Raw genomic sequence first — 26,273 nt, 5'->3', positions numbered from 1 at the left:
GTTATGCCCAATCCAACAATTCGGGAATTGCCGTCAAAAACCTCGCCGCCTATATTGGACACATCCCAGTGTTTTTCGAGAGGAAGACGGGCAATGGATGCGAGAGCAAAAACCGGCGTATCGATCCGCTCGGCAAGCAAACGTTATGACGCCGTCGTCGCGCTCGACGACGTGTCCCTCGACATCGCGCCGGGCGAATTCGTGTCGCTGCTCGGGCCGTCGGGCTCGGGCAAGACGACGCTGCTCGGCATCCTCGGCGGCTTCGTGCAGCCGAGCTCGGGGAGCGTGTGGGTCGGCGAGCGCGACATTACCTACGCGCCGCCGCACAAGCGCGACATCGGCATCGTCTTTCAGAACTACGCGCTGTTTCCGCACATGACGGTCGGCCAGAACGTGGCGTTTCCGCTGCGCGCGCGCCGCCAGCCGAAAGCGGGCTGGGCGCAGAAGGTCGCCGACGCGCTCGCGATGGTCGAGCTCTCGGGCTACGAGCATCGCCATATCTCGCAGCTCTCGGGCGGGCAGCGCCAGCGCGTCGCGCTCGCCCGCGCGATGGTGTTCGAGCCGCAGCTGATCCTGATGGACGAGCCCCTTTCCGCGCTCGACAAGCAACTGCGCGAGACGATGCAGATCGAGCTGCGGCGCCTGCATCGCAAGCTCGGCGCGACGATCGTCTACGTGACGCACGACCAGCGCGAGGCGCTCACGATGAGCGACCGCGTCGCCGTGATGAAGAGCGGCCGGCTCGTGCAGATCGATACGCCCGAGCGCCTCTACGACCGTCCTGCCGACGCGTTCGTCGCGAGCTTCATCGGCGAGGCGACGCTGTTGCGCGTCGCGCGCGCGGGCGACGATGCCGTGCGCCTGGGCGATACCGTGCTGCGCTCGACGCAGCCGCTGCCGCGCGGCGAGAACCTGCTGCTCGCGGTGCAGACCGAAAAGCTCGTGATCGACGGCGGTCAGCACGCGGCGCACGTGAACCGCCTCGCGTGCCGCGTCACCGATGTGCTCTACCAGGGCGAAAGCCTGCGCGTGTTCGCGACGCTCGCCGACGGCACCGCGATCAGCCTGCGCCAGCCGGGCAGCCGGGATGCGCGCCTGCGCATCCCGGAGCCCGGCGGCGAAATGACCGTGGTGCTCGATCCGCACGACACGATTGTGGTTCCCGCATGAATTTCCGCGATGCCTGCCATGAAGCGGGCGCTGATTCTTCCATCGAAACTCCTGATTCAACTCATAGGATCACTAAAGATGAAACTGACTGACTTCAAGGTTCTGACGTTCGACGTGGTGGGCACGCTGATCGATTTCGAAACCGGCCTGCTCGCCTCGGTGCGGCGCCTGGGCGGCGCGGCCGCCAAAAACCTCGCCGACGACCAGATCTTCGAGCCCTACATGCGCGGCCGCGCGGCGTTCCCGGGCCGCTCGAGCCGGGCAATGGCGGACGTCTACAAGTCGCTCGCGAAGGAGCTCGACCTGCCCGCCGACGATACGAGCGCCGCAGCCTTCCAGCGCGACGTGCTCGACTGGCCGGCGTTCAAGGACTCGGTCGACGCCTTGAAGCGCCTGCGCAAGCATTTCCGTCTCGTGGCGATGACGAACGCCGACCGCGTCGCGCTGTCCGCCTACGCGCACACGCTCGGCGATCCGTTCGACGACAGCGTCTGCTGCGACGAGACCGGCGTTGCCAAGCCCGATCCGCGCTTCTTCGCCTACAACGCCGGGCGCCAGTCGGCGTTCGGCTACAAGTTCCGCGAGATCCTGCACACGGCGCAGAGCCAGTACCACGACATCGGCGTGGCGACGCAGCTCGGCTACGCGACCTGCTGGATCGAGCGCCGCCAGGGCCTGAAAGGCTTTGGTGCGACGCCGACGCCCGAGGCGGTGACGGCGCCGACCTTCACGTTCGCGACGCTCGGCGCGCTGGCCGACGCGGTCGAAGCCGAAACGCGCGCGGCGTAGGCCTGGGCCGGCGATAACAAAGGAGACGACGAGCGATGCAAGACGCGCCGTCACTGTGGAGAGCGATGGCCGGCCCGCTGGAGCAGAGGGTCAGCATGGGCGCGCCGCTCGATCGCGACCTCGTGACCGAGGTCGCGATCGTCGGCGCGGGCTACACGGGCCTCGCCGCTGCCTATGCGCTGCAAAAGCGCGGTATCGGCTCGATCGTGCTCGACGCGGGCGAGATCGGCTGGGGCGCGAGCGGGCGCAACGGCGGCGTGGTGTCGTCGAAGTTCCGCTTGTCGTTTCCGCTGATCGCGCGGCTGCACGGCCTCGATACGGCGAAGACGATGCACAGGCTCGCCCATGACGGCGTGCGCGCCGTCGAGCAGCTGATCGACGAGTTCGACATCGGCCGCGCGCAGTTCGAGCACACGGGCAGCCTGCGTTGCGCGCATACGGAACGTGCGTTGGAGAGCATCAAGTCCGAGGCCGACTGGGTGCGCACGGCGCTCGGCGACCGCTCGATGACCGTGCAGTCGCGCGCCGAAGTCACGCGCGAGACCGGCTCGAACGGCTTCGTCGGCGGCGTGCTGAGCGCGGACGCGGGCACCATCCTGCCGCTCGAATACGTGCGCGGGCTCGCGGCCGGGCTGGTGAGGCGCGGCGCCGAGATCTACGAATCGTCGCCTGTGCTCGACATGCACCGCGCCCCGGGCCACTGGGGCGTCATGCTGCGCACTTCGCGCGGCACCGTGCGCGCGAACCAGGTGATCGTCGCGACCAATGCCTACTCGAATCTCACGGCGGCGACCTCGCCGTTCACGCGCGAGCTCGTGCCGTTCCGCAGCGCGATGATCGCGACCGAGCGGCTGCCCGCCGAGCTCGACGCGAAGCTGATGGTCGAGCGCCGCAGTTACACCGAAACGCGGCGCATGATGAAATGGTTTCGCAAGGTCGATGGCCGCATGCTGTTCGGCGGCCGCGACGCGTTCGGCAAGGAAGGACAGACCGCGGGCCTCGACGCGCTGCGGCGCGCGATGGTGGCGCTCTTTCCCGAGCTGGCCGGCGTGCGCGTCGAGTACGGCTGGTCCGGCTACGTCGGCATGACGTTCAACGCGTTGCCGCGCGTCGGCCGCAGCGACGAGCGCACGACCTTCTGCCTCGGCTACAACGGCGCGGGCGTCGCGATGGCGAGCCTGCTCGGCCAGCACGCGGCGGCGCTCGCGCTCGGCGAGAAGCCCGAGCTCGCGCTCCTCGCGCAACGCGGGCTCAAGCCCGTGCCGTTTCATTCGCTGCGCGCGCCGGGCGTACGCGTCGTCGCCGCGTGGTACAAGATCCTCGACGCGATGGGGGCATGATGAACCACCCCCACGCTCACTATCGTTCGCTGCCCCCGGAGGGGGCCCATGCCTCCCTTGGGGCGGCCCTCGGCTTTGCATGGGGCCAGAGTAAGCGCTAAGGCGCTAACTCTGGCCGACACGGGAGGCATGATGCCGACAATCAACCGGCCTTTACATGGATGGGCTTCGATGCACGCTGTCGCGCCCGATCACGCGGCGCAATATCAGCGGCGCGAGGATCGCAAGATGCTGTTCCTGCTGGCGCCCGCGCTTGCCGTGATCGTCGTGCTCTTGATCGTGCCGCTCGGCTGGCTGTCGTGGCAGTCGGTCTATCACGACGGCGTCTTCACGCTCGCGAACTACCGGCGCATCTTCACCGGCACCTACCTCGACACGTTCCTGCTGACGTTCAAGCTGAGCTTCATCGTCACGGGAGTGACGCTGCTGCTCGGCTATCCGGTCGCGTACTTCGCGGCGTCGTGCTCGCCGCGAGCCGGCTCGCTGATTCTCGGGATGGTGGTGCTGCCGTTCTGGACCAGCGTGCTCGTGCGTACCTACGCCTGGCTCGTGCTGCTGCAGCGCACGGGCCTCGTCAACAAGACGCTGATGTCGCTCGGCATCGTCGATACGCCGCTGCAGCTCGCCTACAACCAGCTCGGCACCGTCATCGCGATGGTGCACATCCTGCTGCCGTTCATGGTGCTGCCGCTCTACTCGGCGATGCAGAAGATCCCGGCGAACCTGATGCAAGCGGGTGCGAGCCTCGGCGGCTCGCCTTCGCACGTGTTCCTGCGCGTGTTCCTGCCGCTCTCCATGAGCGGCGTGCTCGCTGGCGTCACGCTCGTCTTCGTGCTGTGCCTCGGCTTCTACATCACGCCGGAGCTGATGGGCGGCGGCAAGTCGATCATGGTATCGATGGTGGTGAGCCGCAACGTCGAGATCTACAACAGCTGGGGCGCGGCGAGCTCGGTGAGCCTCGTGCTGCTCGTCTGCGTGTTCGCGGTCTTCTATCTCGCGAGCCGCTTCGTGCCGCTCGAAAAGACCCTGGGGGCGAAATGAACAGCATGAAGCCGATCCCGTTCGGACGCATCGCGCTCGGCGCGGCAGTCGTCCTGATCCTCGCGTTCCTGATGCTGCCGGTGCTGATCGTCGTGCCGATCTCGTTCTCCGACACGCGCTTCATGACGTTCCCGCCGCCCGCCTATTCGCTGCGCTGGTACGGCTCGTTCTTCGGCAACCCCGAGTGGATCGAGGCGGCGAAGACATCGTTCACCGTGTCGGCGTTCGCGACGCTCTTCGCGACGCCGCTCGGCATCGCTGCGGCCTACGCGATCCAGAACGGCAAGCACCGCTTCATGCGCCGCCTGCGCACGCTGCTGATGCTGCCGCTGATGGTGCCGATCATCATCGTCGCGGTCGGCGTGTTCTTCGTCTATGCGAAGACCGGCGTCGTCAACAGCCTGCCGGGCCTCATCGTCGCCGATACGATGCTCGGGCTGCCTTACGTGCTGATCTCGGTCGGCGCGGACCTGCGGACCTTCGATCCGACCCAGGAGATGGTCGCGCGCAGCCTCGGCATGAACCGTTTGCGCAGCTTCATGACGGTGACGCTGCCGCAGATCAAGTCGAGCGTGATCGCAGGCGCGGTGTTCGTGTTCATTCAGGCGCTCGACGAAACGGTGGTCGCGCTCTTCATCTCGGGCGGCGACAACCAGACGCTCACCAAGCGGATGTTCGTCACGCTGCGCGACGAGATCGATCCGACGATCGCGGCGGTCAGCACGATGCTGACCGCGCTGACACTGTGCCTGATCCTGGTGGTGGCGGTGAGCCGGAAGTCGAAGGGGGCGGCGGTGCGGGCTTGAGCGTGGGTTGCGCCAGGCTCGCGCTTACTGCTGCTGCTGCTGCTGCTGCGCCTGGCCGGCTTCGAGGCCGGCGCCCGCTTCGGCGCGGATCATGTCGGCGATGCGCTCGGCGATCATGATCGTCGGGACGTTGGTGTTCGCGCACGGAATCGACGGCATCAGCGATGCGTCGCAGACCCGCAGGCCCGTCACGCCGCGCACGGCGCCGCTCGCGTCGGCGACCGCGAGCGGGTCGCCGGCCGCGCCCATCCGGCAGGTGCCCGACGCGTGCCAGGTGCAGCCGACCGAGCGTCGCACGAAATGCGTCAGCGCTTCATCGTCGGCGAGCAGGCGCTCGAGCGTCACACCCTGTGTGACGACGGTTCGGATCAGCCATCCGCGCAACGGGCCGGCGATATCGAGCAGCGCGCTCAAGAGCCCGCGCTGGAGCGCGTTGGCGAGGCCCGGTACGGCCACCTTGGCGACGCGCGGCGAATAGCTCGACGGAAAGACGGCGCCGTCATGTTGTGTCAGCGCGGGAATCGCGCGCAGCGTTTGCGCGCCGAAGCGAACCGCCTCCTTGAGCCTTGCGAGATCGCGCGGATCGGACAGCATGTCGAACTCGACGACGGGTTCGTCGGACGGATCGGTCGAGGCGAGCGTGAGCCGGCCGCGCGAATACGATTTGTTGACCCAGAAGAAGATCGTCCCGAGGCGGTAGCCGATCGAATGCCAGCCCGAGCGAGACAGGATCGCGCCGTGCATGTCGCCCGGCGCGGTGTCCGGCAGACGCGACGAGAAGCGCACGATCGCCTGCTCGTGATGCTCGGCGGGAAACGGCGTGCGCGCCGCTTTCGGCAGGAACGCGGAGACGGCAATCGACGGATGCTCCATCAGGTTGCCGCCGACGCCGGGGACGTCGGCCACGACGGGAATGCCGAGCGCGTCCAGGTCCCGGGCCGGCCCGATGCCGCTGCGCAACAGGATCGCCGGGCTGTGGATCGCGCCGGCGCAGACGATCACCTGCTTCGCGCGCACGTCTTCGCGCCGGCCGTCCGGCAGGACGAGGCGCGCACCGGCGGCGCGCGCGCCGTCGCACAGCACGCGCTCGACGAGCACGCCCGTGCGCAGGCTGAGGTTCGCGCGCTGGCGAACCGCGCCGGTGAGGTAGGCGACCGAGGTCGGAATCCGCTCGCCCGCTTCGCTGACGGCGATTGCGCCGATGAACGTGCCGTCCTCCCACGGCCCGTTCTGGTCGGCTCGGTGCGGATGGCCGAGCCGCTCGAGCGCGTCGAGCACGGATCGCACGAACGGCGAAATGCGCGGCCGTTCCGTGCGGCGTATCCGCACCGGTCCCGCCTGGCCGTGCAGCTCGCCGTCGAAGTCGCAGTCGCTTTCGAGCTTGCGGAAGTACGGCAGGCATGCCGCCCAGCTCCACCCGCGCGCGCCGAGCGCTTCCCACTCGTCGTAATCGGCGGGTGCGCCGCGGTTGGCCATCAGCGCGTTGATCGCCGAGCCGCCGCCGAGGATGCGCGCCTGCTCATAGCGCCGCGGCGGCGCGATGGCGCTCATGCGCGCGGCGAGGCGCTTCCAGATGTTGTTCGTGTCGAGATAGGCGCGGCCCGGGTAGCGGCTGCGAATGGCGTCCGGCATCGTCGCGCGCGAGATGTCGCGTCCGGCTTCGACGAGGCATACGGTTTTGCCGGCCTCTTCGGAGAGGCGGGCCGCCAGCACGCATCCTGCCGATCCGCCGCCGAGGATGAGGTAGTCGATCACGTCGCGATGAAGGCTGCGGGAAGAAGATTGGCCGCGCGCGCAACGCGCGGCTTCCTTGGGCTCACTGCTGCATGAACTTCAGCCAGCGCGCCTTCGCATCGATGCCGGCCGGCGACGCCCACCATTCCTCCTGCATCAGCACCTGCCTGGTCGCGTTCTGCGGGGAGCTCGGCAGTTGCGCGGCGCGCTGGGACGATATCTTGCCGGTCTTGTAGGCGGCCGGGTTGCCGGGACCGTAGTCGATATAGAGCGGCAGGTTCGCCTGCAGCTCGGGCGAGACCGCCGTGTTGACGAACTGCACCGCGGTGCTCAGGTTCGGCGCGTTCTTCAGGATGCACAGCTGTGTGTTCTGCAGGATGCCGTCGTTGTACGTGAAGGCGATGTCCGGGTTGTCCTTCATGACGGCGCTCGCGCGGCCGTTCCAGATCATCTCCATGTCGACTTCGCCGTCGTGCAGCAATTGCGCCGCCTGGCCGCCCGAGGTCCACCACACCGCGATGTCGGGCTTGATCTGCGCGAGCTTCTTGAACGCGCGGTCGACGTCGAGCGGATAGACCCTGTCGCGCGGCACGCCATCGGCGAGCAGGGCGGCTTCGAGCACTGTCTGCGGGTCGTTGCGCAAGGCGCGCTGGCCCGGGAAGTCCTTGACGTTCCAGAAGTCGGCCCAGCTGCTGGGGACCTTCTTGAGTGTCTTCTTGTTGTAGGCGATCACCGTCGAATAGAACTCGTAGGCGACCGAATACGGCGTGCGGTATTGCTCCGGCATCGCCGCGGCGTTCGGCATCTTCGAGAAGTCGAGCTTTTCGAGCAGGCCGTCGTGGCCGCCGCGCAGGCAGTTCGACGTCGGCGTGTCGACCACGTCCCAGATCGGCTTGCCGGCGGCGCCCTGTGCCTTGATCTGCGGCCACGCGTCCGGGGCGCTGTCCTGGTTGATCGTGATGCCGAGCGCTTTGGCGGCGGGATCGAGAATGGCCTTCGTCTGCGCTTCCTGATAGACGCCGCCTTGCGACACGAAGGTGATCTTGCCTTCGGCGAGCGCCGCGTTCGTGCCGGCGAGGGCGAGCGTGACGGACAAGACGATGGGGCGGAGGATGGGTTTCACGGCGGCGGTCCTGATGGTCGAGTTGACGTGGACAAAAAGGCCCTTGGCGCCCGGGACGCACGGCGGCGTCCGATCGGCCGCGCAAAATGTAATGGCTGGCGTGCTGGACGGTCAGGCAAGACTCAAGCGCGGCGCGCGGCAGTGCAGCAAGACGGCGACAAGTGGCAGCGGGCTTGAAAAAAATATACGAAGCCATTTAGGGAATGGCAACGCACGAATTGTTGGAGCGGCCATAACGTGATGTCATGGCCCAATGGTATGGAAGCGAGGGGAGACGAGTCAGGCAGGCGTCATCGCCCGCCGGTAAGCGAGCGGGCTCGCGCCGGCGGCCGCGCGGAAGCGATGGCTGAAGTGGCTGCCGTTCGCGAAGCCGCACAGCGCGGCGACTTGCTCCAGCGGCAGCGCCGTGGCTCGCAGCAGGCCGCGCGCGCGGTCGATGCGCTGCTGCGCAATCCAGGCATGCGGCGGCATGCCGAACGACGTCCGGAACATGCGCGCCAGATGAAACTCCGACAGGCACGCGACGTTGGACAGCTCGCCGAGCGTCAGCGTTTCGGTCAGGTTGGCGTCGATGTAATCGCGCAGGCGGCGCCGCGTCGATACCGCGAGCCCGCCCTTGATGACCGCGTTCTCGCGGCGCACCGACTGGCCGCGCAGCAAAAGGCTCAGCACTTCATGGGAGATTTCGTTGGCGCGCAGGCGTTCGTCGATGCCGTCCCACGGCAGCTGCGCGAGCGATTGGCACAGCGCGGCGATGCGCGGGTCCTCGAAGTAGGTGCGGTCGGCGAGCGTCAGCTCGCGCGGCTCGCGATCGAGCTCGAGCACCGCGCGGCGCGTGAAATGCTCGGGCAGGAAATACAGATGCAGGAAGTGCATGTGGCCGCGCACCCACCAGCGCGATTCGTGGTCGCCCGGCAGCGCGCAGAGCCGCTGCGGCGCGCCGAAGCGGCCTGGAATCTTCTGGCGCTCGGTCCGGTAGCCGCCGTCGATGTAGCACGAGAGCGTGTGATGCCCGGGATGGTCGTAGGCGGTCTCGGCCACGTCGATATCGCGCGTCCAGACCGCGATCGCGAGCTGGTCGCCGAGCCACGCGAAGCGCTCGAGCGTCGCGTTGGCGTCGGCGAGCGTGCGGCAGACGGACTGCACGCCGAAAGAGGCGCCGGCGTGTGCGTCGAGCGTGGTGGAGGCGGGTGGGCAGACCGTCACGGGTGTGGATGCAATGAGTGGCACGATGGCCTGAGTATAGAGGCCGCACGGGGCCTGCGTCCGGGCGGGGATAGCCAAGCCGGATAAAAGCGCAAGGATGGACAAGAACCGGCGCCGCGCCGATCGCATAGTCGGCCTATCGCGCGGCTTTCGCGCGCCTTCTCGCCCATTCGACTCATGAACCTGATGCTCTATGTCGTTACCGTGCTGATCTGGGGGACCACCTGGATCGCGATCAAATGGCAACTCGGCGTCGTCGCGCCGCCGGTGTCGATCGCGCTGCGCTTCTGGTGCGCCGCGTTCGTGCTGTTCGCGCTGCTGCGCGCGATGCGCCGCCCGATCCTGCCGCCGCGCGCGGCCTGGCCGCTGCTGGCGGCGCAAGCCCTCACGCTTTTCTGCGTGAACTTCCTGTGCTTCTACTATGCCGAGCGGATCGTTCCGAGCGGCCTCGTCGCCGTGGTCTTCTCGACCGCGCCGCTGCTCAATTCGATCAACGGCCGCCTGTTCATGGGGCGTCCGCTGCGTGCGAGCGCGATCGCCGGCGCCTTGCTCGGGCTCGCGGGCATCGGCTGCCTGTTCGCGCAGCAGATGGCCGGCCATGCGGGCGACGAGGCGATGTGGCTCGGCCTCGCCGTTGCGTTCATGGGGACCATGTCGTTCTCCGCGGGCAACCTGCTGTCGAGCCGGATGCAGTCGATGGGCTTGCACCCGATCGTCACGAACAGCTGGGCGATGCTGATCGGCGCGGCAGTGCTGACCGTCGGCAGCCTGCTCGCGGGGCTGCCGTTCGAGCCCGAGCTTTCCGTGCGCTATCTCGGCGCGCTCGCGTACCTCGCGGTGCCCGGCTCGGTGATCGGCTTTACCGCATACCTGATGCTGGTGGGGCGAATCGGGCCCGAGCGGGCCGCGTACTGCACGGTGCTGTTTCCGATCGTCGCGCTGGCCGTATCGACCGTGTTCGAGGGCTACCGATGGTCCGCGCTGGCCGTGTTGGGATTGATGCTCGTGGTCGTGGGGAACCTGGTTGCGTTCGACCTGGCGAAACGCGTGTTCGCCTCGCGGATCGGGGGGCGGCGCGCGCTGGAGTGAACGCGCTGGAAGCGCCGCGGCGGCGCCCGCGCTGCAAAAACGACATGGCCTCACGCGAAGTCGCGCGTGAGGCCATGTGCGTTTCGGGGCGTCCGGCGGCGTTCTATGCCGCCGCTTCGCGCGGCATCAGTCCAGAACCGTCAGTTGATCGACCTCGATCTCCGAGTGCTTGCTCACCCATTCCTTGTCGAATTTGCCGGTGATGCGCACGCGCGTCTTGTCGTCGATGGGACGGCCGGCGGGAAACAGGTGCGGCTCGATTTCGACCTTGACCTGGCCGGTGTCGTCGGCGAACAGATAATCGTCGCCACCGATTTTCGACACGATGCGGCCTTGCAGCGTGACGTACTGATCGTCGCGGGCATGCTCGTGCAGCGCCTTGACGCTCGTGACGGCCGTTGCGGCATTCGGGCCTGCATATTGAGCGCTGGCTGCCGCGCAGACGAAGCAAAGTGCGGCTGCAGTAAGAACGCGTTTCATCGTGAATCTCCTTGGTGACAGGGTTGAAGACGGCGCGCGAGGCGCACCGGCACTACGTTGACCAGCAGGGCGCGACGCGGGCTTGACCGGGGTCACACGCTGAGCAATCGCGCGTGCCCCGGCAGCCGCTTGCGCAGCCAGGCGTCGACCGACCAGCGGCCGCCGCCCGTCAGCACGTACGACAAGCAGACGAACGCCCACAGCGCGGGGTACTCCCATCCGCCGCCCGGATTGGCCCAGGTGAAGCCGAACTGCTCGTGATGACCAGAGAACAGCGAGACGACGAGGTAGAGTGCGGCGCCGACGGCCGCCACGCGCGTGAACAGCCCGAACGTGAAGCCGATGAACGCGGCGAATTCGCACAGGCCGGCGATGATCACGAAGACGGTAGGGAAGCCGACGCTGTGAAAGTACGCAACGACGTTGTCGAAGGCCTGGGGCCCGAGCAGGCCGAATTTCTCGGCGAAATGGTGAGAGAAGTCGATACCGATATAAATCCGTATCAAAAACAAATGAATATCTTTTGGATTCATGATATTTCCGAGGTTTCAGAATTGCCCGTCGCGCTTTTTTACGGCATCGGTTTCAAAAGGGAGTTTGCGAAATCCTGCTGCCAATGCCTTTGAAAGATATCTCTCGGTGGCGGTAAACTCATATTTGCCGTTTCCTTCAAGGGATGCTCGTGGCGGCTTCAGCCAACGCCCCTTCATTGGTTGCTTCCAGGCGCTCTCCAGGCGACGAGCCAATTCTGCGGATTGATGTCTCAATTGGAAATAGGATTATTCCTATTTAATTTAACGGTGAGGCGGGTAAATTACGATTTTAGTTAGCCGATCCGCATCACATCAAAGCGAAATTGCGTTGCGGACGCGCTTGCCTTCTGGGGGGGCAAGTTGAGGCAACATGCAGTAGAGGCAACGAAGCCGGAGCGTGTAATGGGCCGATTCAGTCGATCCGCATTCGCCCGCGACGCTCCATTTGCTCCGTTGCCCGGCTATCCCAAAAGCCGGAGGAGTTTTTCCGGCAACGCAATCGCGCAAGTTCGCGATTTTTTATCCGCAGCGGCGCAAACAGTTTTAATCGTAGCGCCTTGCGACCGAGCAAATACGGCAGGAATAATCGACCGCATGCCAAAGGTATTGGGCTAGAATTGTCTCAATATTGCGCGAGGGTGTTTCTTGGCCGGGCATTTATTCGCGAGTGGTTGATGAGATGATAGACAGCATATCAAGACAAGAACCCGGGCGCTTCGCGTCCGACGATGCGACCGCCAAGGATTCGTTGCGCAAGACGAATGTCGTCGTCGCGGACGATCATCCGGTCGTCGCCATGGGCATCGGCAAGGTGTTGGAGGGACGCCCGGACATTCGGCTCGTCGCGGCTGCGGCGTCCATTTCCGAATTGCTCGAGACGTTGCAGACGAAGCCGTGCGATATCCTGATTTGCGACTATTCGTTTGCCGGCGACATCGAGCCGGACGGCATGCAGTTGCTCGAGCGCGTCCGCGGGCTGTATCCCGGCTTGAAGATCGTAGTGCTCACCGTGAACGACAGCCTCGCTGTCGTGCGGCGCATCATGAGCCTGCGCGTGGCGGGCTTCGTCAGCAAGTCGAGCCGCGATTTCCATGCGCTGCCGGAAGTGATCGAACGCGTGATGCGGGGCGAGCGCTATATCGATTCGCATACCTCGAAGATGGTGGTCCAGCGCATGCTCGACAGCGAGGACACCTCGCGCGCGCAGGCCTCGGCGCAGCTCACCGCGCGGGAAATGGAAGTGGTGCGCATGTTTGCGTCGAACATGTCGGTCACCGACATCGCCAAGCATACGAACCGCAGCCTGAAAACGATCAGCACGCAAAAAAGCAAGGCGATGATCAAGCTCGGCGCGAGCAACGACATCGAACTCGTCAACGCGTTCAAGCAACTCTATTGAACGGCCCTATGAGATAGGCGGATGGTCAGCGGACTGTGGCGGCAACCTCTTGCAAGATTGCGCGAGCGAATGCAGCGCGCGGCGGGAAGCAGTCCTGATTTGCCGGGCCGCTACTATCGCGCGCTCCTGTACGGCGGCGGAGTCGTCGTCACGCTGTCGATCCTGGGGGCGGGGCTGACCGGAGTCGAGCACCTCTTCGAGCAGTACTTCGTCGAGCGGCAGCATGTCTTTCTCTACCAGCGGGACCTGGTCCAGGCATCGGTGGACCGTTATCAGGCGCGCCTGAAGCAGACGGTCGAGGCGTACGAGCTGCTATGGAACCTGCACGACCACGACGACGTTCCCGCGAGCCGCTACCGCTTCGAGCTCGAGAAGGACCACGGCGCGGTCACGACGGGGCCGGACGTGACGGTCTCGCCGTTCTCGGTGCTCTCGACGCTCACGCAGCCCGATGACGAAGCCAGGCTCGCGGTCCTGCTGCGGCTCATCCGCGAGATCTCGCCGTCGCCGGTCCTGCGGTTGCGCGACGCCGGCTATTACCTGGGCGGCTTCATGTTCACCGAGGATCACCGTTTCCTCGCAACCTGGCCGCCGCTGCCCGACCGGGTGCTCGCCACGGCGCGCACGGGTGGCGCCGAGCCGCTCGTGGCCCGCTATACGGCGCAAGTCGAAGCGGAGCTCGCCAAGTACACGGACCGCCAGTTGCGCGAGCAGCGCATCTTCTGGGTCGCGCTCTACGATTCCCCGATGTACGGCGCGCTCGTCACGCACTACGCCGTGCCGATCTACCGCGGCGACCGGCGAGTCGCGGTGATGGTCGTCACGATTCCGTTCACGCAGTTTGGCCAGCTATTCCAGTCGAGCGGCCACGATCCGGACTTCTTCGTTGTCTCGCGCGACCGGAAGCACCTGTTCGGCTTGAGCGATGCGAATCCGCGCGAAGCGCAATGGACGCGTGCGGTGCTGTCGGCGACCAAGCTGTTCGAGAGCGCCGACGCGCGCGTGCAGATCGTGCGCAAGGGCTTGAGCTTCTTCGTGATCCAGCGCGTTCCAGGGCCGGACTGGATCGCCGTCTACGCGTTCGACTGGCGCAAGATTCTCGCCGACCTGCACGACCAGCTGCTCCTGATGGCCACGCTGATGGTGGTCGTGCTGGCCATCCTCTGGGCCTTCATCGTGATGCTCGACCGCGCCGTACTCGCGCCGCTGCGTTCGCGTGCGCGGCAGGTGTACGAAAGCGAGGCGTTCAGCCGCACGGTGCTGAACACGGCGCCGGTCGGGCTGACCGTGTTCGATCCGCACACTGGCGGCATCGTCATGCAGAACGAGATCGCCGAGTCGCTGCTCGCCGCCTCGCCCGACGAAGGCGGCTTCTACCAGCGGCTGCTCGGCGGCCGCTCGCGCAAGCGCAAGACCGGCTCGTCGCCATACGACGACGTGGCCGAGGCCGCCGAGACGGCGCAGGGCGTGCGGGTTGCCGAGGCGTCGGTGGCGAGCGCGGACGGCAAGCGGCGCGAGATCTCGGCTGCGTTTTCGCGCGCACGCTACCAGCAGCGCGAAGTGGTGCTGTTCGGCTTGACCGACATCAGCCGCCAGAAGGCGACGCAGCGCCTCTTGCAGCAGGCGCGGCGCGCCGCCGACGAGGCCAACGAGGCCAAGTCGGTCTTCGTCGCGACGATGAGCCACGAGATCCGCACGCCGCTGCACGGCGCGCTCGGCAATCTCGAGCTGCTCGCGATGGCCGACCTGACGCCGATGCAGAAAGAGCGCGTGACGGCCGTACGCCGCGCGTTCGACGCCCTGCTCGCGCTCGTCAACGACGTGCTTGATCTGTCGAAAGTGGAAGCGCAGGAGTTGCAACTGCACTTCGAGCCGTTTCGTCTTGAGGACGTGCTCGAGCGCTGCGCCCAGACGTTTGCGCCCGTCATCACCGGCAAGGGGCTGCACTTCCTGTGCTTGATCGATCCGCGTCTCGCGGGCACCTGGAGCGGCGACGGACATCGCATCGCCCAGATTCTGATGAACCTGCTCGGCAATGCGCGAAAGTTCACCGAGACGGGGACCATCGCGCTGCGCGCCGAGCTGCGCGAGGCGACGGGCAATCGGGCATGGGTGAGATTGTCGGTCGCGGATTCCGGCATCGGCATTCCCGCAGCGCAGCAGGAGCGCATCTTCGAGCCGTTCGCGCAGGCAGACCGCTCGATCGCGAGCCGCTACGGCGGCACCGGGCTCGGGCTGTCGCTGTGCAGGCGGCTCACCGACCTGATGGGCGGCCGGATCTTCGTCGAGAGCATCGACGGCGAGGGGGCGGTGTTCACCGTGGATTTGCCGCTCGTGCGCGAGCGCAACGACGAAGAGGTGCCCCGCGCGCTGACGGAAGTCGCGTTCGATACCGTCGTCATCGCGTGCGAGCGGCCTGCCTGGCAGGACACGCTCGCTGCGCGCATCAAGCACTGGTTTCCCGGCGTGCGGATCGTGGAGGCCCGGCAGGATACCGCGCTCGAGCCGGAATACGATCAGTCGATCGTCGTCTTCGGCTGCCGCGACGACCTCATTCCCGATGCGTGGCAGGAGATTCATCCGCTCTATGTCGACACGGTGGTGCTGTCGGCGGGCGGCCCGCTGTATCCGGAGCGCCGCGACGACGCGATTCGCGTCACGTCGCTGTCCGCACCGATGCTGCGGCTCGCGCTCTCCGCCTGCGGCAAGCCCGACGACGCGCTCGACGGGGCCCCGATCGCCGCGCCCGCGCCTGCGGCGGCGGAGCATCGCGAAGCGCGGATTCTCGTCGCCGAGGACGACCCGCTCAATCGCACGCTGCTCGAGCATCAGCTGGCGGCGCTCGGCTACGGCCACGTCGACAGCGTGACCGACGGCAAGGCCGCGCTCGAGTGCTGTCTCGCGGCGTCCTACGACGTGGTCGTGACCGATCTCGGCATGCCGTACATGGATGGCCGCGAGCTGATCGCGGCATTGCGCGCGAAGGGGATCGACTGGCCGGTGATCCTCAATACGGCCGGATCGGGCGACGATCGCGGGGCCAAGTCCGACGGTTTCGCCGACGTGCTGCACAAGCCCGTGATGATCGATCGCTTGCGCGCCGCGCTCGAACGCGTGCTTGGCCAATCGCCGCCGCGCGCCGCGGCGTTGCTCGCGCCACAGCCGGCCGCGCCGGCCAATGCGCAGATGCAAGGCGTGTTCCTCGCCACTTGGCCCGACGACGAGGCCGCGTTGCGCGACGCAGTGGCGAACGTGGACGCTGCGGCGTTCCTGAGCCGCCTGCATCGCCTGAAAGGGGCGCTGCTGGTCCTGAACGAGCGGGATGCCATCGCCTGCTGCGACGCGATGCGCCGCGATGTCGAGGCGTACGGCATGCCGGCGATTCAAGAGCAGGTGATGGCGTTCTGGGACGTGATGGCGCAGATCGTCGTGCGCTATCGCCGCAATACCGAAGCGGTTTCGTAGCGGGCCAGGCCTGCCGGGCATCCGGCTTGCTCTTCGCTGATCGGACTGCGAGGCCTCGACCGCATTCGGCGCGATCGCGCGCTGGCGCATCCTGCCTTTGCCGCGCAGACTAAAAGTTTGCCTGCGCGCGAGCGAGGCTTCGCGCCGGCCACTCCCACGGAGGACCACACCATGAGCACTCGGGACGAACTCCAGAGCACGATCGACGCGCTCGTCCAACCCGGCAAGGGCTTGCTCGCCGCTGACGAAAGCGGTCCCACCATCGCGAAGCGTTTCAAGACGATCGGCGTCGAATCGACCGAGGAGAACCGCCGCGCGTGGCGCAGCCTGCTGCTGTCGACCGCCGGCCTCGGCGAGTTCGTGAGCGGCGTCATCCTCTACGAAGAGACGCTCGGCCAAAGCGCCGGCGACGGGACGCCGCTGCCGGCGCTGGCGGCGCGTCAGGGCGTGGTGCCGGGGATCAAGGTGGATGCGGGCAAGATCGCGCTCGCCCTTGCGCCCGGCGATGAAGTCACCGAGGGGCTCGACGGTTTGGCGAAGCGCCTCGACGGCTACAAGAAGCAAGGCGCGCGTTTTGCGAAGTGGCGTGCGGTGTACAACGTGTCGGATATGCTGCCGAGCCGCCTTGCGATCGAAACCAATGCCGCGTCGCTCGCGCGCTATGCGGCGATTTGCCAGGAAGCCGGCGTCGTGCCGATCGTCGAGCCGGAGGTGCTGATGGACGGCGATCACTCGATCGAGCGTTGCGCGCAAGTGACCGAGGCCGTGCTGCACGAGGTGTTCGCGGCGCTCCATCATCATGCGGTGACGCTCGAGCACATGCTGCTCAAGCCGAGCATGGTGGTCGCGGGCAAGGAGCACGCGCGGCAGGTGCAGAGCGGCGAGATCGCCGCGCGGACAGTCGCCGTGCTCGGGCGCACCGTACCGGCTGCGGTGGCGGGCATCTTCTTCTTGTCGGGCGGACAGACGCCCGAGGAGGCCACGGCGAATCTCGACGCGATCAACCGGACCGGCCGGCGTCCCTGGCCGCTGAGTTTTTCTTACGGACGCGCGTTGCAGGAGCCGCCGCTCGCGGCCTGGAAGGGACAGGCGGCGAATATCGGCGCGGCGCAGAGCGCGCTGATGAAGCGCGCGCGGCTGAACGGCGCGGCAAGCGTGGGGCAGTACGACGCCGCGCAGGAAGCCGCTGCCGTGTGACAGCGGAAGTACGCAGATGGCGTTATTTCAATGCCAGGCCATCTGCACGACCTTGACGATCACGAGCCCGACGGCGATCACCAGATAGGCGCGCAACACACCCATCCAGACCCGCTTCGCGAGCGTGAGATTCGGCTTCGGCAGCTCGTGGAGCGGCGGCATGCGCCAGGTGTCGCGGACCTTCTTCAGCGCGTCCTTGTTCAATGCGGGCGTTTCATTCGCGGCTGCCGCGCCGCGCGTCTTGCGCACGATTTCGGTGGCCGCGTAGCCGACGATCGCGAGCACCGTCCCGCCGATGAGGATCTCCATGATCGCCTTGCCGCTGATGTCCGGATACACGGTGGCGGCGGTCAGGATGATCGACAGCACGACCAGCGTCCAGATCACGGCGCCCGTGAACAGGTTCAGCTTCTTGCCGTTCACCCACGGACCGAGCACGGCTTTGTCGTTGCACAGGAGCAGCAGGAACACCGTTGCGCTCGGCAGCAGCACGCCGGCGAGCGTCTGCACGGCTTCGGTCAGGAGGCCGAGCGGGCTGCCCGGCATCAGCACGAGCGCGGCGGCGAGCGCGATGATGCCGAAGTAGACGAGGTAGAAGCCCTTTGCGTCCAGCACGCTGCGATGCAGCGAGTGGCGGATCTTGAAGACGTCGCCGATCGCATAGGCCGTTGCGAGCGACACGGCGGCCGCGCCGATCACCGAGGCGTCGAGCAGCGCGACGGCGAAGATCGTCGCCGAGGTCGGGCCGACGTACTTGTGCAGCCCGGCGATCACGCCGCCCGCGTCGGTGAAGTTGCCGAACTCGGGGCGTCCCGCGAAGAGCGCGGCGCAGAAGGCCATCATCGCGACGGCGCCGACGATCACGAAGCCGATGCCGATCCACAGGTCGGCCTTTTCGTACTTCATGAAGCGCGGGGTGATGCGCTTGTCGATCACGTAGCTTTGCTGGAAGAACAACTGCCACGGCGCCACCGTCGTGCCGACGATGCCGATCACGAGCAGCATGACGTCGGAGAGCTTGGAGTGCGCCGGCCAGCTCGGGATGAAGAAGTCGCGCGTGATGACGCCGACGGGCGGATGGATCGACACGAGGACCGGCACGAGCAGCAGGCTCAGCAGGCACAGCACGATCGCGAAGCGTTCGAAGCGCCGGAAGTTGCCGGTGCTCACCGCGGCCATGGTCAGCACGGCGGCGATGCACACGCCGAGGATCTTCGACACGCCCAGATAGTCGAGCGCGAAGGTGATGCCGATGAACTCGGTGACAATCGTGAGCGCGTTGAGCAGGAACAGGTCGATGACGCTGAAGGCGCCCCAGAACTTGCCGAAGCGCTCGAAGATCAGGCGCGCGTGACCGACGCCCGTCACCGCGCCAAGCCGCAGCACCATCTCCTGGTTCACGTAGAGCACGGGGATCAGCAGCGCGAGGGTCCAGAGCAGCGTGGTGCCGTAGTTCTGGCCGGCCTGCGTGTAGGTGCCGAACGCGCCGGCGTCGTTGTCGCCGACCATCACGATCAGGCCCGGGCCGAGAATCGCGAGCAGCGTGCGCAGGCGGGCCCACCAGTTGGTGCGCGGCGCGGTGTCGTGGTGCGCGATCGTGCCGAAGGCGCCGCGGATGTCGCCGATGTGGGCGTCATCGAGCACGGCGCTGCGCGTCGTCGGCGAGACGTTGGCAGGTGTGGACATTTTTAGTTTTCCTATGGGTAGAGCGAATGCGGTCGTGGCGCAGCCCGCGTTGCGGCCTGGAGTCGATTGACGCCGCGCGGCGGGCTGCGCTGCCTGAGTGTCGTTAGCGGGCGAGCTTCTTGAGCGCGGTCCAGAACGCGGCGGCTACGCGGGTCGTCACGTGCGAACGGGGCTCGAGCGTCAGCATCGCGTCGTAGTGGGTGCGGGCTTCGTCGACGTGCGGAAGCTGCGATACGAGCAGAGCGAATTGCATGATGAATCCTCCAAGAACATTGAAACCGTGGGCCTGAGGGTGGGCCGATGCGGTTTCAGCTCACACGGATCGAGGCGATCGGACGTGTGGGGAGGAACGAATGCGGGCCTTCCGTCAGGCGAAGCAAAAAGCGGGGCGCATGAGTGCGCGGGTATGGCAAGAGCGACTAGGTTCAGGGTCGGGCATCGTGATTTCCTTTGATTTCTTCCGGATTCACTGCGGATCGCGGCGAAATACGGATGTGTTGAACCGCACGCCGTTTCGCGCCGCATGCTGCCGGCGTTAGAAAAGGCGTAAACGAACTGCGCCGCGAGCCTGTCGGCTCGATGCGCCAAGCCATCGAGCGCGCATATGCGAAAGCGCACACGTCGCGAAGACGGCGTATCAATCGAAGAGGTGCACGAAGGAAGTACTGCGGAAGCTACTGCGATGCGCACCGTCTGCCTGCTGGCATGACGGCGGCTAAAGAAGGATCAGCGCGGGGCGTCGTGCCTGTCAGGCAGAGAAACTGTTCGAAGATCGACTACTGCAACTGTCCAAGGCATATGCCCCATTTGTGAAAACAACTGAATTTTAGTTATGCGCCATAAGCCAAGTCAACGCATATCGCAGGAAAATTTTCTTACGATTCAATTACATGGCGGGTAGGCGGCAAATTCTTCTGCATGTCTGCGCATTTCTGTCTGTAGGCGGGGCGCCAGTCGAATAAGCACTGCGTAGCAATTTTTCCTGCAGGCCCGCCCGGGCGGCGGGAGGGTGGCGCTCCGAGCGCCACCTCGGCTGAGCCGGTTAGTTCGCCGCGAGCGCTTGCCGTAGAAGCTCGTCGAGCAGGCCGTTCATGCCCTCGGGATGGCTGGCCGCGCGCTCCTTGAGCGTGGCCACGAGCTCGCCATCGAGCTTGCAGGCGAACGGCACGAGCCCTTTCGCCTGATCGAGCTTGCGCTGCTCGCGGCGGTCGAGCACGTCGCCCGCGCCTTTGCCGAAGCGCTCGGAATGCGCCTGCTTCATCGATTGGGTCAGTTTCAGCGCCTTGTTCTTCTCAAGGTCGGTTTTCTTCATTGCCATGCGGATTCGTCCTGCTGCGGGTGGAGTGGGCTGGGCTGGCCCATCGAGGGCCGGCCCGTATTGTACGCAGTGCGCGCCGGCCGCTTCCGTGGAGGTCAATGATTGTGGCGCGACTCGCCGCGTGTCTCGATGACGTTCAGATAGAGCGTCGCGTGCTCGAGGCAGGCGCCCGTCGCATGCTGGCCGACCATGCTGCGGTAGATCTCCTCCCACGGCGTCTTGTGCTGCAGGAGCGGCGGTGTCCACGCGGCGCGGCGCTCGGCGAGTTCCTCCGCGGAAATCATCACGTCGACTTGGCGCTTTCGCAGGTCGATGCGGATCTTGTCGCCGGTCTTGAGCAGCGCGAGGTTGCCGCCCACCGCCGCCTCGGGCGACACGTTCAGGATCGACGGGCTCGCCGACGTGCCGCTCTGGCGGCCGTCGCCGATGGTCGGCAGCGTATCGATGCCTTGCTTGATGAGCGCGGCGGGCGGCTGCATGTTGACGACCTCCGCGCCGCCCGGATAGCCGACCGGCCCGCAATTGCGGATCACGAGCACCGACTGCGCGTCGACGCCGAGCTCCGGGTCTTCGATGCGCTCGTGATAATCCTCCGGCCCTTCGAACACGACGGCGCGCCCTTCGAAGACGCCGGGATGCCCGGCGTCCGAGAGGAAGCGCTTGCGGAACGCCTGATCGATCACGCTGATCTTCATCACCGCGCTGTCGAACAGGTTGCCCGACATCACCACGTAGCCCGCCGCTTCCTTGAGCGGTTCGCGATAACGGCGGATCACTTCGCGATCCGGCTCGGCGACATCGGCGAGATCTTCCGCGAGCGTGCGCCCGGTCACCGTGCGCACGCTGCCGTCGAGCTTGCCCGCGTCGAGCAGCTCCTTCATCACGGCGGGCACGCCACCCGCTCGATGGAACGCCTCGCCGAGAAAACGCCCGGCCGGCTGGCAATCGACGAGGAGCGGCACCTCCGGCCCGAGCCGCTGCCAGTCGTCGAGCGTGTGCTCGACGCCCATGTGGCGCGCGATCGCAATCATGTGGATCGGGCAGTTCGACGAGCCGCCGAGCGCCGCCGCGGCGACGACTGCGTTCTCGAACGCGCCCTTGGTCATGATGTCCGACGGACGCAGGTTCTCGTGGATCATGCCGACGATGCGCTTGCCGGTCGCGTAGGCCATCTGCCCGCGCTCGCGGTAGGGCGCGGGAATCGCGGCGCAGCCCGGCAGCGACATGCCGAGCGCTTCGGCGAGCGAATTCATCGAGAGCGCGGTGCCCATCGTGTTGCAGTGTCCCGCCGACGGCGCCGACGACGCGACCATGTCCATGAACTGCGCGTAATCGATCTCGCCGGCCGCGAGCTGCTTGCGCGCATGCCAGATGACGGTGCCCGAGCCCGCGAGCTTGCCGTGCCACCAGCCGTCGAGCATCGGCCCGCCCGAGAGCACGATCGCCGGGATGTTGACGGTGGCCGCGGCCATCAGGCAGGCGGGCGTGGTCTTGTCGCAGCCCGTGGTGAGGACCACGCCGTCGAGCGGATAGCCATGCAGGATCTCGACGAGCCCGAGGTAGGCGAGATTGCGGTCGAGCGCGGCGGTGGGGCGTTTGCCGGTCTCCTGGATCGGATGGACGGGGAACTCGAGCGGGATGCCGCCCGCGTCGCGGATGCCGTCGCGCACGCGCTGGGCAAGCTCAAGGTGGTGGCGGTTGCACGGTGCGAGGTCCGATCCGGTCTGGGCGATGCCGACGATCGGCTTGCCCGACTGGAGTTCCTCGCGCGTGATGCCGTAGTTCATGTAGCGCTCGAGATAGAGCGCCGTCATGCCGGGGTTGGACGGATCGTCGAACCAGCGGCGGCTGCGCAGGCGGCGAGGCTGATCGGAATCCGGGCGATGGCGCATGGTGGGTGTCTCCGGTGTTTGGCTCGATGTTCGATGGCGTGGCGCGGGCGCCGGCGGCGTGCATGCCGCGCCGCCGGCCGAGCTGTCATTGTGCGCTTCCCGGAGCGGGCGCGGCGCCGTCGACGACGGCGTCCATCAGCGCGCGCATGCGCCGCCAGTGCGAGCCCTCCCAGAAGACGCGCCGGCAGATGTCGCAGGTGACGAATTGCGAGTGCCGCTCGAGCACGCCTGCGGGCGCGCGGCCCGCCGCCTCGTCCTTCGCGATGCGCCGCAGCGGCGCGTTGCAGGTCAGGCACAGCCGGAACGGCTGCGCGCTGCCCGCCAGATCCAGGCGGCCGAAGATTTCGCGCAGCTGCGCCTCGGGCTTGAGCGCGCGCACATAGCAGCCGTGCGTGATGGTGCGGCGCTTCAGCAGCTCGCGGTCGCGCGTGAGCACGATGCGTCCTTCGGCCGACGCAAGCGCCTCGATGGCGGCATCGGCGAAGTGGTTGTCGTAAAGCGTGTCGAAACCGGCGAGCCGCAGCAGTTGCGCGAGACCGCCGAGATGCGCGTCGGCGACGAAGCGGATCACGCGCAGCGGCGCGGCCCGCACGCGCAGGAGCGGGCGGATGTCGAGCGCCTCGAATTTCGGATAGACCGCGACGCGGTCGCCGTCTTCGAGAATCCGCTCGAAGCCCGCCGACTCGCCGTTCACGAGGATCAGCTCGACCTCGGTGTGCGGCACGCCGAGCGCTTCGATCATATGTTTGGCGGTGGCGGCGGGCGGGCACGCGCAACTGAACGACCGCCTGCGCAGCGGCCGGGCGATGAAGTCGTTCAGCTCTTCGTAGAAGCGGAAAGTCGCGGTGACGGATGCCATCGAATCAGTATGGCACCAAGGCGCGCAGTGCGCCGGACGCTTTGCGGGGCGTATCGTGGCCCGTTCCGTGCGGCAGAACGGCTGCAGCCTTTTGTAATCCTGCAAGCCTCGCCGCCAGCAAGCTTCACGCGCTTGTGCTCTACTCGATGGTTCTTTGCGACGAAGGAGCAATTCATGGATATCGGTTTTATCGGTCTGGGCAATATGGGCGTGGCGATGGTGGCCAATCTGCTGAAGGCGGGGCACCAGGTCCGCGTGTGGAACCGCACGGCGGAGCGCGCCCGCGCGCTCGTGGAGCTCGGGGCTCAGATGGTCGAGACGCCGGCTCATGCGTTTGCGGGCGATGCCGTGCTGTCGATGCTCGCCGACGACGCGGCGGCGCGCGCGATCTTCGATGCCGGGCTGCTCGAGCACGCGCCGCGCGGCCTGATCCACGTGAACCTCGCGACGATTTCGGTCGCCTGCGCGGAGGAGCTTGCGCACGAGCACGCCTCGCGCGGGCTGCACTATGTGGCGGCGCCGGTGATGGGGCGGCCCGATGTGGCGGCCGCGGCGAAGCTGACGATCATGGCCGCGGGCCCGGCCGAGGCGATCGACCGCGTGCAGCCGATATTCGACGCGATCGGCCAGAAGACCTGGCGCCTTGGCTCGCTGCCGCAGCACGCGAACGTCGTGAAGCTGGCGGCGAACTTCACGCTGGCCTCGGCGGTGGAGACGCTCGGCGAAGCGTCGGCGCTGCTTTCCGGCTACGGCGTCGCGATGACGGATTTTCTCGACGTGATCACGAGCAGCGTGTTTCCGGGGCCGGTGTACCAGGGCTACGGCAAGCTGATCGCCGAAGGGCGCTACGAGCCGGCGCTCTTCAAGGCGAGCCTCGGCCTCAAGGACGTGCGGCTGGCGCTGGCGGCGGGCGAGGCGGCGTCGACGCCGCTGCCGGTGGCGAGCGTGGTGCGCGACAGCCTGCTCGACGCCATCGCGCACGGCGACGGCGACAAGGACTTCGCGGTGCTGGGACAAGTGGCGGCGAGGCGGGCAGCGAGGTAATGCACACCACGCGACGGCGTGCGCAGGCATAATCGAACACTCTCCGACCCATTTCGACTATCCCTTGGGATTGCCATGAGCCTGCACACCTGGTGGCTTTACGTCGCCACCGTTTTCGTCGTTTCCGCCATTCCCGGCCCCAACATGCTGCTCGTCATGACGCATGGCGCGCAGCACGGCCTGCGCCGCTCGAGCGCGACGATGGCCGGGTGTCTGTCGGCGCTGGTGCTGATGCTGTCGGTTTCCGCAGCGGGGCTCGGCGTGTTCCTCGAAGCCTGGCCGGCAATGTTCAATGCGCTGCGCCTGATCGGCGCTGCCTACCTTGTCTACCTCGGCGTGAAGGCGTGGCGCGCGAACGTCGACGCCGAGCCCGCCGAAACGGCGGCCGACGAAGCCGGCAACACCCTCGCGAAGCCCGTCCGCTCGCCCGCGACGCTGTTTCGCAACGGCTTCCTGGTCGCGAGCAGCAACCCGAAGGCGATCCTGTTCGCGGCTGCGCTGCTGCCTCAGTTCATCAACGAAGCGGCGCCGAAGCTGCCGCAGTTCGGCATTCTCGTCGTGACGTTCGCCGTGATCGAGGTGAGCTGGTATCTCGTGTACGCGGGCTTCGGCCTGCGCATCGGCGCGACGCTGAAGAGCCGCAGCGTCGCGAAGGCGTTCAATCGCCTGACGGGCGGTGTGTTCGTCGGCTTCGGCGCGATGATGGCGCTTGTGCGGCACTGATAGCGCCGCTGCAAGCGAGCGCGGAAAAAGGGAGCGCCGGCCGCGCTCCCTTCTCTATGTCGATCAGAGTTAGCGCTTCAGCGCTTACTCCAAGCCCGCAGCGATGCGCGTTCAATACGCGTAGTACGGGCCGCTGCCGCCGGGCGTCGATTGCTGTTCGATCGCGGCGTAGACATTGCGGCCGTAGAAGAACGGCAATCCCCAGTCGAATACCGTCGAGGCAACGAACGCTGGCCCTGCGAGCAGCGGCAGCGCGGCCTCGCCGCTTTCCGTCTGCGCGATCGTCGTGGCGTTGCCGACGGTGAATGACACCGAGCTGGTCACGCCGTTCGTGCCTTCGTTCATCGCGCTGAATTGCTCGGTCGATGCGGGGCAGTAGTAGGCGCTGTTCGGGCTCGCGCACTGGGGCATCTGGCTGCTGACGAAGAAGATCCCGGTGGAGCCGCTGTCGATCAGGCTGCGCGTATAGGTCGTGCCGTTCTGCACGGTCGTGAAATCGCCGGTCGATGCGCTGGTGGCGATCACCTGCGCCGAGCCGAGCCCGTTGTTGCTCTGTGTGCCGATGCCGAAGATCAACTGCCCCGTGACCGACGCCGCGCCGCCCGCTGCGACGGCCGGCAAGCTGACGATGGCGCCGTTGTTGTCGGTCGAGAAGTAGGGGATCGGGTTGGCGACCTGCAGCGATTCGGCGACGGCGAGCGATGTGCAGTTGGTTCCGCTGCATGCGTAGTACGTCCCCGCGAGCGCCTGCGTCGCGCAGGCCGCGCCGCAATCGTGCTTGAAGACGCCGATCCCGAGGATGCCGTTCGCCGCCAGCGTGCCCGGAGTGTTGCGGGCGGCGCCGGTGCTCGAGCAGCTGGAGGGTACGGCCGCGTAGTTCGGGTCGATCACCTGGATCGGCAGCGATGCCGCCGTTTCTCCCGAGATCTTCACGTCGGCGATCCGCACGGCGCCCCAGGTGTAGCCGTCGAAGAACTGCATGCATTCGGCGAGCGCGTTGCCGGTCGTGTCCTTTTCCTGCGCCAGCGCGACCGAGGCTGGCAATTGCGATGCGAAGACGCGCAAACCCCACGAGCCGGTATCGACGAGCACGTGATCGATCGTCTGGCAATTGCCGGTGCCGGGCGCGCAAACCGTGACGCTGACGAACGGCATGTTCGGAATGTTCGAGATGCCGCTGTCGACGCTGATCGTCGCGACGTTGGCCGCATTGGCGACCGTGCTGGTGGTGCTGCTGCTCGACGTCGAGGTGTTGTTCACCGACGCGGCGGCGCTTGAAGATCCGCCGCCACCGCCGCACGCGGCGAGCATCGCGACGGCGCAGACGCCCGCAAGCGCGAGACGGCAGAGCGAAGAGAGCGAAGCAAGGTTGCGCATGT

Annotated in this window: 23 protein-coding genes; 11 read left to right on the top strand and 12 right to left on the bottom strand. The window is 66.7% G+C overall.

Translation table 11 applies throughout. The features are described 5' to 3' along the window. Positions 1-93 precede the first annotated feature (93 nt). The 5 genes from FAZ69_RS31190 to FAZ69_RS31170 all read left to right on the top strand — a co-directional run bounded on the left by FAZ69_RS31190 (position 94) and on the right by FAZ69_RS31170 (position 5,146). Positions 94-1,170, top strand: a complete 1,077-nt coding sequence (locus FAZ69_RS31190; RefSeq protein ID WP_136899008.1) for an ABC transporter ATP-binding protein — start codon at positions 94-96, stop codon at positions 1,168-1,170. Positions 1,171-1,248: 78 nt separating this feature from the next. Then, positions 1,249-1,959 (top strand): HAD-IA family hydrolase, encoded by a 711-nt coding sequence (locus FAZ69_RS31185; RefSeq protein ID WP_136899006.1) that lies wholly within the window; start codon positions 1,249-1,251, stop codon positions 1,957-1,959. 35 nt (positions 1,960-1,994) lie between these two features. Then, a complete protein-coding gene (locus FAZ69_RS31180; protein WP_136899004.1) occupies positions 1,995-3,299 on the top strand; it encodes an NAD(P)/FAD-dependent oxidoreductase in 1,305 nt (434 codons plus the stop codon). A 171-nt stretch (positions 3,300-3,470) separates the two neighbouring features. Beyond that, entirely contained in the window at positions 3,471-4,340 is an 870-nt protein-coding gene (locus FAZ69_RS31175) for an ABC transporter permease (RefSeq protein WP_240702542.1), read from the top strand. A gap of 5 nt (positions 4,341-4,345) precedes the next feature. After that, positions 4,346-5,146 carry an ABC transporter permease gene (locus FAZ69_RS31170; RefSeq protein ID WP_136899051.1) on the top strand — a complete coding sequence of 267 codons (801 nt, stop codon included), beginning with the start codon at positions 4,346-4,348 and terminating at the stop codon, positions 5,144-5,146. A gap of 24 nt (positions 5,147-5,170) precedes the next feature. Here FAZ69_RS31170 and FAZ69_RS31165 read toward each other — a convergent pair whose 3' ends face one another. From FAZ69_RS31165 to FAZ69_RS31155, 3 genes are all read right to left on the bottom strand, one after another. Continuing rightward, positions 5,171-6,901 (bottom strand): GMC family oxidoreductase, encoded by a 1,731-nt coding sequence (locus FAZ69_RS31165; protein ID WP_136899000.1) that lies wholly within the window; start codon positions 6,899-6,901, stop codon positions 5,171-5,173. Positions 6,902-6,962: 61 nt separating this feature from the next. Continuing rightward, on the bottom strand, positions 6,963-7,994 hold the full coding sequence (locus FAZ69_RS31160) for an ABC transporter substrate-binding protein (protein ID WP_439654817.1): 1,032 nt from the start codon (positions 7,992-7,994) through the stop codon (positions 6,963-6,965). Positions 7,995-8,282: 288 nt separating this feature from the next. Then, positions 8,283-9,209 carry a helix-turn-helix domain-containing protein gene (locus tag FAZ69_RS31155; RefSeq protein WP_500809261.1) on the bottom strand — a complete coding sequence of 309 codons (927 nt, stop codon included), beginning with the start codon at positions 9,207-9,209 and terminating at the stop codon, positions 8,283-8,285. A 177-nt stretch (positions 9,210-9,386) separates the two neighbouring features. Between FAZ69_RS31155 and FAZ69_RS31150 the strand changes: the two genes are divergently transcribed. Beyond that, the gene (locus FAZ69_RS31150) at positions 9,387-10,298 is read left to right on the top strand and encodes a DMT family transporter (RefSeq protein WP_136898996.1); all 912 of its coding nucleotides are present in this window, start codon (positions 9,387-9,389) and stop codon (positions 10,296-10,298) included. A 126-nt stretch (positions 10,299-10,424) separates the two neighbouring features. Here the strand turns inward: FAZ69_RS31150 and FAZ69_RS31145 are convergent, their stop codons facing one another. The 3 genes from FAZ69_RS31145 to FAZ69_RS33495 form a co-directional block, all read right to left on the bottom strand. After that, entirely contained in the window at positions 10,425-10,778 is a 354-nt protein-coding gene (locus FAZ69_RS31145; RefSeq protein WP_136898994.1) for a NirD/YgiW/YdeI family stress tolerance protein, read from the bottom strand. Positions 10,779-10,870: 92 nt separating this feature from the next. Continuing rightward, on the bottom strand, positions 10,871-11,311 hold the full coding sequence (locus tag FAZ69_RS31140; RefSeq protein ID WP_136898992.1) for a DoxX family protein: 441 nt from the start codon (positions 11,309-11,311) through the stop codon (positions 10,871-10,873). 15 nt (positions 11,312-11,326) lie between these two features. After that, a complete protein-coding gene (locus FAZ69_RS33495) occupies positions 11,327-11,488 on the bottom strand; it encodes a hypothetical protein (protein ID WP_169708828.1) in 162 nt (53 codons plus the stop codon). Positions 11,489-12,059: 571 nt separating this feature from the next. Here FAZ69_RS33495 and FAZ69_RS31135 point away from each other — a divergent pair. The 3 genes from FAZ69_RS31135 to FAZ69_RS31125 all read left to right on the top strand — a co-directional run bounded on the left by FAZ69_RS31135 (position 12,060) and on the right by FAZ69_RS31125 (position 17,372). After that, entirely contained in the window at positions 12,060-12,710 is a 651-nt protein-coding gene (locus FAZ69_RS31135) for a response regulator (RefSeq protein WP_169708827.1), read from the top strand. A gap of 99 nt (positions 12,711-12,809) precedes the next feature. Next, positions 12,810-16,175, top strand: a complete 3,366-nt coding sequence (locus FAZ69_RS31130) for an ATP-binding protein (RefSeq protein ID WP_136898988.1) — start codon at positions 12,810-12,812, stop codon at positions 16,173-16,175. A gap of 171 nt (positions 16,176-16,346) precedes the next feature. Beyond that, positions 16,347-17,372 carry a class I fructose-bisphosphate aldolase gene (locus tag FAZ69_RS31125; RefSeq protein WP_136898986.1) on the top strand — a complete coding sequence of 342 codons (1,026 nt, stop codon included), beginning with the start codon at positions 16,347-16,349 and terminating at the stop codon, positions 17,370-17,372. A 27-nt stretch (positions 17,373-17,399) separates the two neighbouring features. Here the strand turns inward: FAZ69_RS31125 and FAZ69_RS31120 are convergent, their stop codons facing one another. The 5 genes from FAZ69_RS31120 to FAZ69_RS31105 form a co-directional block, all read right to left on the bottom strand. After that, on the bottom strand, positions 17,400-19,058 hold the full coding sequence (locus FAZ69_RS31120; RefSeq protein ID WP_136898984.1) for an NRAMP family divalent metal transporter: 1,659 nt from the start codon (positions 19,056-19,058) through the stop codon (positions 17,400-17,402). 103 nt (positions 19,059-19,161) lie between these two features. Beyond that, a complete protein-coding gene (locus FAZ69_RS33490; RefSeq protein WP_169708826.1) occupies positions 19,162-19,311 on the bottom strand; it encodes a hypothetical protein in 150 nt (49 codons plus the stop codon). A gap of 789 nt (positions 19,312-20,100) precedes the next feature. After that, on the bottom strand, positions 20,101-20,376 hold the full coding sequence (locus FAZ69_RS31115; protein WP_136898981.1) for a hypothetical protein: 276 nt from the start codon (positions 20,374-20,376) through the stop codon (positions 20,101-20,103). A gap of 95 nt (positions 20,377-20,471) precedes the next feature. Continuing rightward, complete coding sequence (locus FAZ69_RS31110; protein WP_136898979.1) at positions 20,472-22,268, bottom strand: IlvD/Edd family dehydratase; 1,797 nt, start codon at positions 22,266-22,268, stop codon at positions 20,472-20,474. Positions 22,269-22,353: 85 nt separating this feature from the next. Continuing rightward, positions 22,354-23,127, bottom strand: a complete 774-nt coding sequence (locus tag FAZ69_RS31105; RefSeq protein ID WP_136898977.1) for a Mut7-C RNAse domain-containing protein — start codon at positions 23,125-23,127, stop codon at positions 22,354-22,356. A gap of 174 nt (positions 23,128-23,301) precedes the next feature. On the opposite strand from FAZ69_RS31105, the gene FAZ69_RS31100 reads away from it, so the two are divergent. Together FAZ69_RS31100 and FAZ69_RS31095 are read left to right on the top strand one after the other, a co-directional pair. Beyond that, positions 23,302-24,171: an NAD(P)-dependent oxidoreductase gene (locus tag FAZ69_RS31100; RefSeq protein WP_136898975.1), complete on the top strand. Its 870-nt coding sequence runs from the start codon at positions 23,302-23,304 to the stop codon at positions 24,169-24,171. 75 nt (positions 24,172-24,246) lie between these two features. Then, positions 24,247-24,894, top strand: coding sequence for a LysE family translocator (locus FAZ69_RS31095; RefSeq protein WP_136898973.1), 648 nt, complete (start codon positions 24,247-24,249; stop codon positions 24,892-24,894). Between the two features lie 111 nt (positions 24,895-25,005). Here the strand turns inward: FAZ69_RS31095 and FAZ69_RS31090 are convergent, their stop codons facing one another. Beyond that, on the bottom strand, positions 25,006-26,271 hold the full coding sequence (locus FAZ69_RS31090) for a DUF3443 domain-containing protein (protein ID WP_136898971.1): 1,266 nt from the start codon (positions 26,269-26,271) through the stop codon (positions 25,006-25,008). Positions 26,272-26,273: the final 2 nt, after the last annotated feature.

The sequence above is a fragment of the Trinickia terrae genome (assembly GCF_005144415.1).
Taxonomy (GTDB): domain Bacteria; phylum Pseudomonadota; class Gammaproteobacteria; order Burkholderiales; family Burkholderiaceae; genus Trinickia_A; species Trinickia_A terrae.
The sequence above is the reverse complement of the archived record's forward strand: the minus strand, read 5'-3'. Positions and strand labels throughout refer to the sequence as shown.

Excerpts from the sequence above, each read along its gene's own strand:
- FAZ69_RS31125 (WP_136898986.1), top strand. The coding sequence starts at position 16,347 with ATGAGCACTCGGGACGAACTCCAGAGCACGATCGACGCGCTCGTCCAA.
- FAZ69_RS31185 (WP_136899006.1), top strand. The coding sequence starts at position 1,249 with ATGAAACTGACTGACTTCAAGGTTCTGACGTTCGACGTGGTGGGCACG.
- FAZ69_RS33495 (WP_169708828.1), bottom strand. The coding sequence starts at position 11,488 with ATGAAGGGGCGTTGGCTGAAGCCGCCACGAGCATCCCTTGAAGGAAAC.
- FAZ69_RS31095 (WP_136898973.1), top strand. The coding sequence starts at position 24,247 with ATGAGCCTGCACACCTGGTGGCTTTACGTCGCCACCGTTTTCGTCGTT.
- FAZ69_RS31140 (WP_136898992.1), bottom strand. The coding sequence starts at position 11,311 with ATGAATCCAAAAGATATTCATTTGTTTTTGATACGGATTTATATCGGT.
- FAZ69_RS31145 (WP_136898994.1), bottom strand. The coding sequence starts at position 10,778 with ATGAAACGCGTTCTTACTGCAGCCGCACTTTGCTTCGTCTGCGCGGCA.
- FAZ69_RS31100 (WP_136898975.1), top strand. The coding sequence starts at position 23,302 with ATGGATATCGGTTTTATCGGTCTGGGCAATATGGGCGTGGCGATGGTG.
- FAZ69_RS31090 (WP_136898971.1), bottom strand. The coding sequence starts at position 26,271 with ATGCGCAACCTTGCTTCGCTCTCTTCGCTCTGCCGTCTCGCGCTTGCG.
- FAZ69_RS31175 (WP_240702542.1), top strand. The coding sequence starts at position 3,471 with ATGCACGCTGTCGCGCCCGATCACGCGGCGCAATATCAGCGGCGCGAG.
- FAZ69_RS31110 (WP_136898979.1), bottom strand. The coding sequence starts at position 22,268 with ATGCGCCATCGCCCGGATTCCGATCAGCCTCGCCGCCTGCGCAGCCGC.
- FAZ69_RS31105 (WP_136898977.1), bottom strand. The coding sequence starts at position 23,127 with ATGGCATCCGTCACCGCGACTTTCCGCTTCTACGAAGAGCTGAACGAC.
- FAZ69_RS31150 (WP_136898996.1), top strand. The coding sequence starts at position 9,387 with ATGAACCTGATGCTCTATGTCGTTACCGTGCTGATCTGGGGGACCACC.
- FAZ69_RS31120 (WP_136898984.1), bottom strand. The coding sequence starts at position 19,058 with ATGTCCACACCTGCCAACGTCTCGCCGACGACGCGCAGCGCCGTGCTC.
- FAZ69_RS31170 (WP_136899051.1), top strand. The coding sequence starts at position 4,346 with ATGAAGCCGATCCCGTTCGGACGCATCGCGCTCGGCGCGGCAGTCGTC.
- FAZ69_RS31180 (WP_136899004.1), top strand. The coding sequence starts at position 1,995 with ATGCAAGACGCGCCGTCACTGTGGAGAGCGATGGCCGGCCCGCTGGAG.
- FAZ69_RS31190 (WP_136899008.1), top strand. The coding sequence starts at position 94 with ATGGATGCGAGAGCAAAAACCGGCGTATCGATCCGCTCGGCAAGCAAA.
- FAZ69_RS31115 (WP_136898981.1), bottom strand. The coding sequence starts at position 20,376 with ATGGCAATGAAGAAAACCGACCTTGAGAAGAACAAGGCGCTGAAACTG.
- FAZ69_RS33490 (WP_169708826.1), bottom strand. The coding sequence starts at position 19,311 with ATGCAATTCGCTCTGCTCGTATCGCAGCTTCCGCACGTCGACGAAGCC.